We start from the raw sequence: 13,114 nt of genomic DNA on the forward strand, positions 1-13,114 counted from the left end.
AATGAAGAGATTTCAAAGTCACAAGTTATTTCAATTGCGTGAGATTGCCATTGGTTTGACGTTCATCGGTGGTTTTATTGATGCTTATACTTTTGTTCAACGAGGAAGAGTTTTAGCCGCCGGTCAAACTGGAAATATTGTTTTTCTAAGTGTTGATATTGCTCAACACAATTTACCAGGAATCGTCACTAAAATTATGACGATGCTTTTTTTCAGTTTGGGGATTGCTGCAATTGAAGTGATGAAGCATAAACATAACCGGAGTCATTATTGGCGTTTGGTTAGTTTAGTCGCTGAAATGCTAGTTTGTATCATTGTTGGTTTCTTACCCAAAACGGTTTCTAATTTATATATCGTACCGCCCCTAGCTTTTGTGATGGCGATGCAGAATGTAGCATTTGATCAAATCGAAGGCTTAGGCTATAACAATGTCTTTTCAACCGGTAATCTAAAAAAAGCAATCATTTCCTTAGTCGAATATTTTTATCACCATCGGGAAACCAATCTCACTTCGGCCCAAACGTATTTTGAATTAGTTTTGGGATTCTCAGGTGGAGCTGTGATTTCAGCCTTACTTCAGAAGATATTTTTCCTCAAAACAATTTGGATCGTACCGATATTATTAATCATTGTTGGTGGTTATTATACAGTTTTACTTTATCGGCGAAATATCTAGTTTCCAGAAGTGATTTTGATACCAATGATACTGATCAACAAGAGGGCAACGAAGGCCCAAGTCAATGGGGATAGTTTGTCGCCAAAGAGGATAACTCCGGCAATGATCGAACCAACAGCACCGATACCAGTCCAAATAGGGTAGGCCAAACTCATTGGCATTTTCTTGATGGCTAAAGCTAGAAGTCCCATGCTGAGAGCTAGTCCGACAATGGTCATAATAGTGTAATTCAATTTGGTAAATCCGTGGCTTAATTTCATAGTTGTAGCCCAGACAGTTTCAAATAGTCCCGCGGTAATTAAATAGATCCAATTCATAATATTTTCCTCCAAAAAAATAAGTACCCCTAACAATTCCTTCATTGGCCTAATGGAATTGGTAAGAGTACTTGTGTAAGTGACACCTGGCGGTGTTTAATAATTTAAAGATATTCTAGCAAAGAAAAAGGTGAATGGCAAACATGATACGTGAAATGACTACTAACGAAATTGATCGAGTTGGCGATATTTGGCTCAACAGCAATTTAGAGGCCCATGATTTCATCGATAAAAATTATTGGTTAAACAACTTGGAAACGGTAAAGGAGCAATTTCGCCAAGCAGAGATTTATGTCTATGAACTTGATGATAAAATTTGTGGTTTTGCGGGCTTACAGAACGATTATTTGGCCGGAATTTTTGTGCAAAAAGACTATCGTAACCACGGAATTGGCCACCAATTGTTGGATTATCTGAAACAAACTCATCAAAAATTAACTTTGGATGTCTATGACAAGAACGAAAGAGCTCGAAAATTTTACAAAGTAAATGGCTTTAATTTGGCCTCGAGTGGGATCGATGAAGTTAATGGTGAAGAAGAGTATCAATTGATCTGGCAAAAAGAAATAAAATGAAAGTCTTAGAAAGTTTCTAATTTAAAGTAAGATATCTAATAATGAGTTATAATAAAATAAATCTAGTTATTTAATAGTATTACGTTAAATATATGGATGAATCTTTAATTTAAAAAAAGGTGGTTTTTTTATGGTAGATGTTGAAACTTATATTAATGATCTAAAGGAAACAATTACACATCGTGATCCTAATCAATCAGAATTTCAAGAAGCTGTTTTTACCGTATTAGATAGTTTGAAACCTGTTTTAAAGAAACATCCAGAATACGTCAAAGCTAATATTTTGGCTTCACTTGTCGAACCAGAGCGAGTGATCCAATTTAGAGTTCCTTGGCAAGATGATGAAGGAAACTTCCATGTCAACCGTGGTTTCAGAGTTCAATTCAACTCTGCTATTGGACCTTACAAGGGTGGCTTGCGATTGCACCCAAGTGTTAACCTGAGTATCGTCAAGTTCTTAGGTTTTGAGCAAATCTTGAAGAATAGTTTGACCGGCCTACCAATCGGTGGTGGTAAAGGTGGATCAGACTTTGATCCTAAAGGTAAGTCAGATTCTGAAATCATGCGTTTCTGTCAAAGCTTTATGACTGAATTACAAAAATTCATCGGACCTGATTTGGATGTGCCTGCTGGTGATATTGGTGTTGGTGGCCGTGAAATTGGTTTCTTATATGGTCAATATAAACGTTTGAATGGCTTCCAAGGTGGAATTTTAACTGGTAAAGGTTTGGAATATGGTGGTTCCCTTGCCAGAACCGAAGCAACTGGTTTTGGCTTGATCTACTACTTGAATGCTTTGATCAAAGACCAAGGCGACACCTTGAAAGGCAAGACCGTTAAGATTTCCGGAGCTGGTAACGTAGCCATTTATGCTTTGAAGAAAGCTCAAGAAAACGGTGCTAATGTCGTGACTGTTTCTGATTCCAACGGTTACGTTTATGATCCAAACGGAATTGATTTGGCAACTGTCAAACAGATCAAAGAAGTAGAACGTGGCCGTATCAAGGAATATGCCGATAGAGTAAGTACAGCTAAATACTTTGAGGGCTCCGTTTGGGACTTGGATATTGATTACGATATCGCCTTGCCATGTGCAACTCAAAACGAAATCGATGAAACTCAAGCTAAATTAATGGTCAAAGATGGCGTGAAGTATGTGGCTGAAGGGGCTAATATGCCAAGTAATTCCGCTGCGATTGCCGTATATAAGGATAGTAAGATCGTCTACGGACCAGCCAAAGCTGCTAATGCCGGCGGTGTAGCCGTTTCTGCTTTGGAAATGAGTCAAAACAGTGAACGTCTCTCATGGACTTTCGAAGACGTCGATAATCGATTAAAAGATATTATGGAAAATATCTACCAAAAGTCAGCTGATGCTGATAAAGAATATGATTTAGGCAAAGATTTCCAAGCCGGTGCTAATATTGCTGGTTTCGAAAAAGTTGCTAAAGCCATGTTGGCTCAAGGTTTAGTTTAAAAAATCAGTATAAAAAATATCCTTCTGTTATTTTCAGACGAATTAGTTTTCGTTTGATTTCAACAGAAGGATTTTTTATTTGAATCTAAGAAATGGTTTAATCACTCATTACAGCTAATAAGTGTTCACGCAAATAATCTTCGCCGCCAAAGCCACTGTAAGTAAATACGTATTTATTCTTTCCATGGGTGAAACTAATAGTATTCCAACCGTAATATTCATTTTCGCTGATGTCTTTTATTTGACTGATAGGAATAACAGAAAGGTGAACAGGTAGCATACCTTTCAATGGTTTGATTGACAAAAGACCATCAGAAATTTCGAAGTTGACGTAATTATAAGTTGTTTTTCCTTGTTCATCAATAATTTCAACATATGCAAACATTTTATGTACCCCTTTCTTGAAACAACTTTACTATACGTTATCGAACGGGTTTCATAGGGAATGAAAAATAAAATAACTTGCATAAAATAATGAAATTTACGGAAATGCTTAATTACGTGCGTATATTGGTTTGTCAGTATTTAAAAACGTAAATAAAGAAAAGTACGCAGGTTACTTTCTGAAATTACCGAAAATTCAGTTTACAAGTTATTCATAATGTTAAGATTGCAAATGTTAATTAACCGCTGATTGAATATTTAATCAATTGGCTACCGGTAGCCGTCTTAATAAAAGAGGGTTTAGTTATGTCAAAGAATAAAGGAGGAAGCAAAGCCTTTGCCGCTTTACAAAATGTTGGTAAAACTTTCATGCTTCCGATTGCATTACTGCCTGTCGCAGGATTGTTCCTAGGGATTGGAGCTTCATTTACAGGTGCATCGTTTATTAAGATGTATCACTTGGAGTCAGTTCTGGGACCAGGTACATTTTTGAATCATTTGCTCATGATCTTTAATGACTGTGGGAGTGTTATTTTTAATAATTTAGGTCTATTATTTGCCGTTTCTGTTGCTCTGGGTTTAGCCAAAAGTGAAAAAGGTGTTGCCGCATTGTCCGCATTAGTCGGTTACTTTATGATGTATGCGACAATGACTAGTGCCATCGTCAATTTTGGAGAGTTAGGTCGTTTAAAGAAGATCGGTGGACTATTGACCGATATGCTTGGTTTTACTAATACTATGAATACTGGTGTTTTTGGTGGTATTTTTATTGGTTTGATTTGTGTATGGTTACACAATAAGTATTATAAAATTAAATTTCCAGATGCCATTTCATTTTTCGGTGGAACTCACTTTAGTCCAATTGCTGGTGCTCTAGCTGGTATCGTGGGTGGATTTATTATGGCTTTTCTATGGCCATATATCGCCATGGGTATTGCTGGTTTAGGTACTTTGATAGGTAAGTCAGGTTACTTTGGTACCTTCTTCTATGCTTATGTCTACCGTGCCTTGATTCCATTTGGTTTGCACCACGTGTTCTACTTGCCATTCTGGCAAACTGCTGTCGGTGGTACGGCAACTGTTGCTGGCAAATCAATTGTTGGTGCTCAAAATATTGTCTTTGCACAATTGGCAGCCGGACAAAAGATTTCTTGGGAAGCAGCTAGATACTTTGCTTTCCAATTCCCAGTAATGATCGGTGGCTTCCCAGCCGCTGCTTTAGCAATGTATCACTGTGCTAAAAAGAATAAACGCAAAGATGTCAAAGGGTTGTTGCTTTCGTCATCATTGACGTCGATTTTAACTGGTATTACTGAACCATTGGAATTCACTATTTTGTTTGCTTCACCATTCTTGTTCTGGGGTATTCACTGTGTCTTGTTTGCCTTCTCAGCCGTTTTCGTATCATTATTGAAGATCGGGGTTGGTTTTACTTTCTCCGGTGGATTGCTCGATATGATTCTTTATGGTGTTTTGCCAGGACAAGCACGGACTAATTGGTTAGCCTTAGTACCATTGATTCTGTTCTACTTTGCTTTGTATTACTTTGTCTTTAGATTTGCAATCGAGAAGTTCAATCTTAAAACACCGGGTCGTGAAGATGACGATGAAACTGCAACATTGCACACTAAAAAAGATTATGTTTCCGAAAAGAACGGAGCTTCCGCAAATGCTGAAGGAATTCCCGCTATGATTGTTAGTGGTTTAGGTGGAAAAGATAATATCAGCACTTTTGAGGCTTGTGCTACTAGGTTACGTGTCGGCGTTAAGGATCCAAGTATTGTTAAAAAAGATGTTTTAAAGTCCACTGGTGCCGTCGGTACCGTCGTTCATGGTACTGGGGTACAAGTTATTTATGGAACCAAAGTTTCTACTATTGGACCAGAAGTTTCTGATTATTTAGGAGTTGAAAGTTAATATGGGATTGTTTAATTTTAAGAGTAAAACCAAGTTTTATGCCCCAGTTAAGGGTAAAATGGTTGATCTCAAAGATGTTTCTGATGAAGTCTTTTCAAGTGGAGCTATGGGGAAAGGCTACGCCGTACTTCCAGAAGAATCAGCTATTTATAGTCCAGTTAAAGATGAAGTCAGTCAACTTTTCCCTACTAAACATGCTATTGGTCTGCAGTGTGGCAAGATGGAAATTTTGATTCATATTGGGATCGATACAGTTGATTTGAAAGGGGCACCATTTGAAACTTTAGTTAAAGTTGGCGATAAAGTCGATAACAATTCTGTTTTGGTAAAAGCGGATTTTGCTCAAATCAAAAAAGCTGGAAAAGATCCAGTGACAATGGTTTTGATCACTAATTCTAATGATACTGTAAATGATTTTACATTGTTGAAGAATTCGAATGACGCAGTTGATCATGAAATAGAAGTCGCTGAAGTTAAATAGAAATAAATAATAGACTGTTCTGACAAAGCTATGAACTTTGTGTTAGGACAGTCTATTCTAGTTTAATGATGAAAAAGTTAATCAGTTTTTTTAAGCGTTTAAACTTAAATTCATTGTTGAATGCTTAAAAACGCGTAGATTATATTTATAAAAACTTTCAAAGAAACAATCTGGCATGAAAAAATGCTATTATTTCAAGCGTCAATTTATTTTCGGGAGGTTATTGTGACTAAATATAGTGTTGATTTTAAATTAAAAATAGTAAAAGAAAATGAGCAGGGCGTTAAAATCGCTGATTTGAGTAAAAAATATACGATCAATAGCTCAAGTATTATCAATTGGATCGAACGATACGAGAAATATGGTTTGGAGGGTTTGCGAATCCGCAGTTCAGGTTATGATTACGATGGCAAATTTAAACTGAAAGTACTTGAATGGAAAAAAGTCAATCAAGCTACGCATTCCCAAACGGCCCTAAAATTTGATATCAGTAATCCGGGCACAATAGCCAACTGGCAAAAGAAGTTTAATCTTTTGGGACCAGAGGTTTTACTCAGTAGGCAAAGTCGTATTCCTGAAAATAAATCAAAAATAGTGCAATTAGAAAAATTAAAGCGGGAGAATCGAGCGTTATTAATTGAAAATAAATATTTAAAAAAAATACAAGCCTTAACTCAAAAGCAAGTAATATGGAATTAGAAGCTGAGGTTATCCAAGAGTTAAGGCAAGAAAATAATTTTAAGCTACAGGAAATTTTACCATTCACGACAATTGATGATGATACTTATCAGCATGAAACCGTGAATCACTTTGAAAGTGCTAAGCGTCAATGTGATCAAAAGATTTTAATGAGTATTAATAATATTAAAGAAAAGTATCCTAAGTATGGGTATCGAAGCGTTACTAAAGAATTGCATAGATTGGGCTTTTTAGTTAATCACAAACGAGTTTTGCGTTTGATGAAAGAAAATAATTTGATTTGTAATAGGTCCTGAGTGACTTTTGGAGAAATAACCTATTTAATAAGATTAGAGATGGTTGGACATGATTCCTAGAGAAAAAAGAGAAATGCAAATTATGGATAAGCTAAAAACAAGTAATTGGTTATCAACTAAGGAAATAGCCGATCACTTTCAAATGGCCTTTGATACTGCTAGACGAGATATTTTACACTTGACGTCAACGGGTCAAGCCATCCGAGTTCATGGGGGAATCATGGCTGCCAAAGAGAATGATGTTCCGGAATTTTTGAATAGGAGAAGAATCCTTTCGCCGGTTAAATCTCAAATGGCTAAGATTGCAGCGACGTATGTGCATCCAGGCAGATTGTATTTTATAGGTTCATCTACGACATTATTACAATTATGCGACTTATTAGGCGATATCGATACGACCATCGTTACGCACGCTATCGACAATGCGGAACATTTGATGGAAAATCAGTTACCAAATGTAGAATTGTTAGGCGGAACGGTCAATCGTATCAATCGGTATACATACTCCCTAGACACGTTGACGCATTTAAGCGATTTTATCTTTGACGGAGTATTCATTGGTGCATCTAGGATTACCAATGAAGGTGATATAACCGTGATGGAAAAAGCGGATGCAGCGATTTTGAAGAAGGCTGTGCAACGTGGCAAAAGAATAGTTTTGGTGACGCAGAATTATAAATTTACGACGAAAAAAACATCAACTTGTTACCAATTGCCAACAAGTTGATGTTTTGATCACGGATAGCGAGTTAGATCCTAGATTTAAAAAGTACTTTAGAGACAGTACGATTTTTAAAGTAATTAATAAAGAATAGTTTCGTTATAACAAAAGCGAACCATCTAAAAAAATCAGACGGTTCGCTTTTGTTGATTCTAAATGTATCGGTAACTTCTTAATATATTTAAGGAAGCGTCGTCGGCAGGTTGGTAGCCTTGAGCTATCATATCCCTTACATAGAGACGATTGTAAAAGAAGGCAAAAATAACAGTTACTAAAAATGCTCCGCCACCCCAAGTAAATGAGCCAAAAAGTATTTCGGCTAGAACTAAAACAGCGGCCCATTTAAAATCAGAACGAAAAACGGGCGTCCAGAAGCCGAAAAACATTTCGGTCCAAGAGAAACCAACCTTGACGGTCATATAAGAATTATTTTTTTCATTGCGCAAATTAGCGTACATAGATTCTCCTCTCTAGGTAATTGATTTTATTCTGCTTGAGCGATGGGGTGTCTTCTAACGACAAATGTTAATAGGTAAGAAGCGGCCAAGATAAAAGTAACGACTAAGTATGGATAGTGAGTATTCATATCCATCAAAGCTCCAGACATCAAAGGCCCGATAACATTTCCGACACTGGTCAAGGACATATTCATACCATTGATCAAACCTTGGTTGGAACGACTCGACTTGGTCAATAGTGTTGTGATAGCTGGTCTTAACAAGTCAAATGACGAGAAGATGATCAATGTAGCAACGATAACTTCGACGTGTGAATGTGCTTGGGTGATCCAGAAGACACAGACTGCACTCAATAAAAAGGCGATACTGATCAGGCGCATTTCACCGATTTTATTGATGATCCAATTAAAGGCTGCAACTTGTAGAATCAACGAAATAATACCATTAAGCGTCAAAACTAAAGCAATCGTACTCAAACCGAAATCAAAGACTTGGTTGACGTAAATACTGTAAATACTTTCAAAGCCTTGAAGTCCAAATGATGAAACTAAGATCATACCGAATAGCATAACCATTGGCAAAGTTAAAATTGAACGGATCGAACCTTGTTCTTGAGCTTTCTTCTCGGCTTCAGCCTCTTCGACTTGAAGAACTTCTTTATTTTCTTTCAATAATACTTGAGTGAAGACAGCACTGACAAGACCAAGGACACCGGCTACATAAAATGGTGTCTTATAAGTGATATTGGCTAAAATACCACCAAGTCCAGGTCCTAAGATCAAACCACCACTGAAGGCAGCTGACAGCCAACCGATAACTTTGGCCCGATCTTTTAATGAAGTTAAATCAGAACCTAAGGCCATTGAAGTTGGAACAACCATCGCAGCTGATAGACCACCGATAATCCGTGAAAGATTAAAGATTGGCAAGCTAGTAGCGACCGCAAAGATAAATTCTGAAATGGCGTAACCGATCAATCCTAAAACAATAACTGGTTTACGGCCAACTTTATCGGACATCTTACCAACAATCGGTGAAGCGATAAATTGGGCAAAGGCAAACAAGGAAGTCATGACCCCCATTTGTGATGTCGTGTAGTGGAATTCATTTTTGATAAATGGTGTAACCGGAATAACTAAACCGATACCCAAACAGATCAGAAAGTTACTGATTACAAGAATATAGATTGATTTTTTATTTTTTCCCATGTTTCCCCCCTAAAGCAATATTTTTCAAGTAAAAAAACTACCATCTGTGGATCAGACAGTAGTTGACTATAAGAAAACCGATATGCTGAGGGAAATGCCCCAGATATCGGCTTTTATGAACTTGAAATCTCACATTAATTTAAGCATACTATGGTTCCTATTTATTGTCTAATAATTTATCTGAACTTTTTAATTATTATTTAATAGTAAAATTACGTTTGGCATATAAATATTTTATAAGTAGGGTCTAACAATGGACTTTTCGTACATAAGGTATTAATATGTTAGGTATGGCTAAACAAGGAGGTCATATTTTGGATTTTCGAAGCGGGTTGAACAGTGATAAACCCCAGATAATAAATTTACTAGTAGAATCATTTAAGGAATACATAACCACTAAGAACATGTTCCAACAAGAATTCCGTTCTAGTGCTAAATTCGACAAGTTAATGCGTAAGTATTTTGCACTCGAGGTCAATGTGTTCATGAAAAAAGGTTTGGTTTATGTTGGAGCTGACGGAAAGGGTACGCCTAGAGCAGTTGCTTTAATTGAATTTAATCAAGGCCGACAGATCAGTAATTGGGATTATCTCTCAATGGATGGTTTGAAGTTGATCCCCGAGATCATCAAGAGCGGATTCAATGGTTTCAATGCATTCGATATCTTTAAATTCGAAGATCTTTTTGACAAAGTTAAAGGTAAGAAGAAATGCGTAGTTGAGTATTTGGCAGTGGACAAGTCATTGCGTGGCCAAGGTATTGGTAGTAAGATGCTCAACAACCATATCAGTCCTTACGTTAAGAAAATTGGTTATAGGAATATAATCCTTGAAACCAACACTCAAAAGAATGTTAAATTTTATAAAAAGAATAATTTCTCAGTGCGCTCAGTTAAACATGTTAACTTGAGTCATGGGGATGTAAATGACTGGGTTTTATCAAAAGCCATTTAGACAGAAAAAGAACCGTTCACACACTGTGAGCGGTTCTTTTTTTATAAAAACAACTGATTCCTACGCCACTAAGAATAACAAAATATTTAATGGGTGGCGTTTTTATTAAGGAAACTTAAACATTTATAATTACAGTCGCTTTTTTTCAGACAATGGTAAACTGGAACTATTAATTACAGATGATAAATAATGGAAGGTAAAATTATGACGACAAGTTTTACAGGAGATTTTTCAGATGATAAAGTGACGATTCAACTGGGAGACAAGGGCCAAATTATTTGTTATATGGAAAAGCCTGAGATTGTCAATGACGAGTCGGCGTTTTTTATAATTAAAGATCAAGAGCTCATCGGAATGAGTTTGGGTAGCGTCGATAATTTTGATCGGGCAACACGTTATTTGGAGATTAGGATGCCTGAAAATATTATTCCCACGGATTTCTTTTACTTTTTGACAAAAGAGATGGATCAATTCGGTTACAATTTGGCAGTCGATTATAAGTTGAAGATTTCGCAAGCTTCACTCAAAGTTTATCAAACGTATTGGGACCAAATTTCACCACTACTTGCGGCTTTTGGCTTGAGATTCGTAGCTCCTAAGAAGTCACGTCAAAAACCACGCCATAAATTTTTGAAGTCACTAGCTGAAGTACCTTTCACGGTCGACTATCAAGGTAGCCATGCGACGGTCTATTGGGTCAAAAATAATGAATTTGTCGTCAAAGCTGGAGCTAAATTGAACGAAAAAGTTCCTTTGACTAAAGCCGATTTGATAAGTTTTGCTGGTAAGTTTGGTTTAAGGTTACGTCAAGAACACGAAAAGCAGCTCAAAAATGATGTTTTATTAGAAGATATAACTTTGCGAAGCGTCAATGAAGTTGGAACTTTCTTATATTTTGCGGGAACAAATAGCTGGTTGCAGCTCAAAGCCCCAGATGGCAAGACATTACATGAATTGACCGTTGTAAAATAGGTTATATTGACAAGCTTGATTAGAATGATAGAATTTTAATCAGATTAAAGAAATTATAAATGTGCGGCAGAACTCAACTTCTGAGTTTTGTCGCCTTCTTTTTTAGGGGGTCTCAATGTGCAAAAAGTTACTGCCAAGACATTGATTTTAGGGGCTTTTCTTGAATCGGTGGGAGCTAGTTTTATTTGGCCGATCAATACGATTTTTATTCATAATTACTTGCATAAATCACTGGCGGTTGCCGGAATGGTATTGTTTTTCAATTCGTTACTGACTTTTATGGGAAATTATGCCGGTGGAAAAATGTTTGATCGAATCGGTGGTCACAAAACCGTGATCTTTAGTACATCGATTGCGCTGTTGGCTTTAGTCGGTTTGATATTTGACCACGGTTGGCCAGCGTATCCGATTCTGTTGCCGATTTTGGGTTTTGGTGTCGGGAGTGCTTTTACGGTGATCAATTCCTTTGCGGCTCAGATCGATGAGGTCGATAAATATAAATTATTCAATGCTATTTATGTAGGGACTAATTTAGGCAATGCGATTGGGACGGCTTTGGGCGGATATATCGCTGGTATTCAAATGACGTTAGTATTTGTCGCCAACTTTATTTTCTTGAGTCTGTTCTTTATATTGGTTATTTTTTGGTACAACAATCGCAACAACGACCATAAACAACGCGATAACAAAATTAAGATCAAGCGGACTAAATTACAACCAGGAATTGGTTTGATTGCCTTGTTCTTAGGAATGACCTGGGTTTCTTATTCACAGTGGAGCAGTAATATTTCGGCACATTTGACAGAATTGGGGATTCTGGTCAGTAAATACAGTCTATTGTGGACGATCAATGCCATTGTGATCGTAGTTTTTCTGCCACTGATCAATCATTTGGGTGAGAATCAAGCTTGGTTTAAAAAGATTCAAATTCCTTTGGGAGTATTTTTCTTTATCACCGCTTTTGCATCTTTGATTGGAGCTAAGTCGTATTTGGTATTTGCTTTGGGGATGGTAGTGTTGACCCTCGGCGAGATGCTAGTTTATCCAGGAATCCCGGCTATGGTCAGCGAGGCAACACCTAAATCTGAAGCCGGTCGCTATCAAAGTTTGTTAAGTATGTCCTCAACTTTTGCCAGAGCGATTGGACCAATGCTCGGGGGGATGTTGATCGAACACAGTTCGTATAATGTCATGTATATTGCGGCAATTGTGGTTTTGGTACTTTCACTATTGTTGCTGAAACGTGGACGTAAAGAATTAGTTGAGATCAACGAATAAAAATTGTTTAGTCTGGAATTTTATAGAAAAGAGAAGTACAAGTTGCACAATTAATAATTTGTATCAAATTAATTTTAAAAGATTATTTCATTGATTTCTGAATGCGGTAGTATATAAAGGTATGTAAAAATTATTAATTAAGGGTGTAATGATAGGTAAAAGATTTAAACCAGTACACTGGTTACAGTTTGTATTTATTGTTCTATCGGCTTTCTTTGTGGGATATATGTTGGATTATGCCCAGACTAAGTCGTTTGCGTTCAGTGCAGATATTGTTTTTAAAAGTTATCTTGGGCCGTATTTGTTAACAGTCTTAGTACTCACTTTGATCTATTTGGCACTTTATGGATTGATCAACCGTTTCTTCTATTCAACAGCGGTTTTTTATGTTTTCTTTGCTATCTATGCAATCGCTGATATGTTAAAAGTTCAATATCGGACAGAACCAATCTTACCAAATGATTTGCTGTTCTTATCGAATATGAAAGAATTGCTATCGATGATCACAGTCAAAATGATCATTGAAGTTGTCGTACTTTTAATATTCATTATTGCAGGATGTATATTATTAGAAAAATATTTTGGTAAAGAATTATTACGTTTCAAACCATGGACAAGAATCATCTTTGTCTTGTTGGGTGTTTTGAGTAGTGCGCCCGGCATGGGCGCTAACTTGGTGGCGAAAGTCCACTGTGAGCCGTA

The 13,114-nt window shown here is 36.8% G+C and carries 15 protein-coding genes and 1 pseudogene; 12 read left to right on the top strand and 4 right to left on the bottom strand.

Annotated elements, in window-relative coordinates; translation table 11 throughout:
* The first annotated feature begins 1 nt into the window (after position 1).
* Positions 2-676 carry a YoaK family protein gene (locus FD29_RS10595; RefSeq protein ID WP_057888885.1) on the top strand — a complete coding sequence of 225 codons (675 nt, stop codon included), beginning with the start codon at positions 2-4 and terminating at the stop codon, positions 674-676.
* Here FD29_RS10595 and FD29_RS10600 read toward each other — a convergent pair.
* Positions 673-993, bottom strand: a complete 321-nt coding sequence (locus tag FD29_RS10600) for a DMT family transporter (RefSeq protein WP_057888886.1) — start codon at positions 991-993, stop codon at positions 673-675. The two genes, FD29_RS10595 and FD29_RS10600, sit on opposite strands and share 4 nt — an antisense overlap.
* 134 nt (positions 994-1,127) lie before the next feature.
* On the opposite strand from FD29_RS10600, the gene FD29_RS10605 reads away from it, so the two are divergent.
* Together FD29_RS10605 and gdhA are read left to right on the top strand one after the other, a co-directional pair.
* Positions 1,128-1,568, top strand: coding sequence for a GNAT family N-acetyltransferase (locus FD29_RS10605; protein WP_235804303.1), 441 nt, complete (start codon positions 1,128-1,130; stop codon positions 1,566-1,568).
* Between the two features lie 130 nt (positions 1,569-1,698).
* Entirely contained in the window at positions 1,699-3,045 is a 1,347-nt protein-coding gene (gene gdhA, locus FD29_RS10610; protein ID WP_057888888.1) for an NADP-specific glutamate dehydrogenase, read from the top strand.
* Positions 3,046-3,142: 97 nt separating this feature from the next.
* On the opposite strand, the gene FD29_RS10615 is transcribed toward gdhA, so the two are convergent.
* Positions 3,143-3,430: a hypothetical protein gene (locus FD29_RS10615; protein ID WP_057888889.1), complete on the bottom strand. Its 288-nt coding sequence runs from the start codon at positions 3,428-3,430 to the stop codon at positions 3,143-3,145.
* Positions 3,431-3,735: 305 nt separating this feature from the next.
* Between FD29_RS10615 and FD29_RS10620 the strand changes: the two genes are divergently transcribed.
* The 5 genes from FD29_RS10620 (at position 3,736) to FD29_RS10640 (ending at position 7,549) form a co-directional block, all read left to right on the top strand.
* Positions 3,736-5,346 (top strand): PTS transporter subunit EIIC, encoded by a 1,611-nt coding sequence (locus FD29_RS10620; protein ID WP_057888890.1) that lies wholly within the window; start codon positions 3,736-3,738, stop codon positions 5,344-5,346.
* Position 5,347: 1 nt separating this feature from the next.
* The gene (locus tag FD29_RS10625; protein ID WP_057888891.1) at positions 5,348-5,827 is read left to right on the top strand and encodes a PTS sugar transporter subunit IIA; all 480 of its coding nucleotides are present in this window, start codon (positions 5,348-5,350) and stop codon (positions 5,825-5,827) included.
* A gap of 225 nt (positions 5,828-6,052) precedes the next feature.
* Entirely contained in the window at positions 6,053-6,526 is a 474-nt protein-coding gene (locus tag FD29_RS10630) for a helix-turn-helix domain-containing protein (protein ID WP_057888892.1), read from the top strand.
* Positions 6,517-6,822: an IS3 family transposase gene (locus tag FD29_RS10635; protein WP_057888893.1), complete on the top strand. Its 306-nt coding sequence runs from the start codon at positions 6,517-6,519 to the stop codon at positions 6,820-6,822. The genes FD29_RS10630 and FD29_RS10635 overlap by 10 nt, the downstream gene beginning before the upstream one ends.
* A 73-nt stretch (positions 6,823-6,895) precedes the next feature.
* Entirely contained in the window at positions 6,896-7,549 is a 654-nt protein-coding gene (locus FD29_RS10640; protein WP_371862718.1) for a DeoR/GlpR family DNA-binding transcription regulator, read from the top strand.
* A 146-nt stretch (positions 7,550-7,695) separates the two neighbouring features.
* Here FD29_RS10640 and FD29_RS10645 read toward each other — a convergent pair whose 3' ends face one another.
* Together FD29_RS10645 and FD29_RS10650 are read right to left on the bottom strand one after the other, a co-directional pair.
* Positions 7,696-8,001 carry a hypothetical protein gene (locus tag FD29_RS10645; RefSeq protein WP_057888894.1) on the bottom strand — a complete coding sequence of 102 codons (306 nt, stop codon included), beginning with the start codon at positions 7,999-8,001 and terminating at the stop codon, positions 7,696-7,698.
* Between the two features lie 26 nt (positions 8,002-8,027).
* Positions 8,028-9,209: an MFS transporter gene (locus FD29_RS10650; protein WP_057888895.1), complete on the bottom strand. Its 1,182-nt coding sequence runs from the start codon at positions 9,207-9,209 to the stop codon at positions 8,028-8,030.
* Positions 9,210-9,523: 314 nt separating this feature from the next.
* On the opposite strand from FD29_RS10650, the gene FD29_RS10655 reads away from it, so the two are divergent.
* From FD29_RS10655 to FD29_RS10670, 4 genes and pseudogenes are all read left to right on the top strand, one after another.
* Complete coding sequence (locus FD29_RS10655; protein ID WP_162253426.1) at positions 9,524-10,162, top strand: GNAT family N-acetyltransferase; 639 nt, start codon at positions 9,524-9,526, stop codon at positions 10,160-10,162.
* 204 nt (positions 10,163-10,366) lie between these two features.
* Complete coding sequence (locus FD29_RS10660; protein ID WP_057888897.1) at positions 10,367-11,134, top strand: hypothetical protein; 768 nt, start codon at positions 10,367-10,369, stop codon at positions 11,132-11,134.
* A 117-nt stretch (positions 11,135-11,251) separates the two neighbouring features.
* The gene (locus tag FD29_RS10665; protein ID WP_057888898.1) at positions 11,252-12,412 is read left to right on the top strand and encodes an MDR family MFS transporter; all 1,161 of its coding nucleotides are present in this window, start codon (positions 11,252-11,254) and stop codon (positions 12,410-12,412) included.
* Between the two features lie 226 nt (positions 12,413-12,638).
* Positions 12,639-13,114 (top strand): annotated as a pseudogene (locus FD29_RS10670) (hypothetical protein); the annotation flags it as partial.

Origin of the sequence: Companilactobacillus mindensis DSM 14500 (genome assembly GCF_001434275.1) — a bacterium.
GTDB lineage: Bacteria > Bacillota > Bacilli > Lactobacillales > Lactobacillaceae > Companilactobacillus > Companilactobacillus mindensis.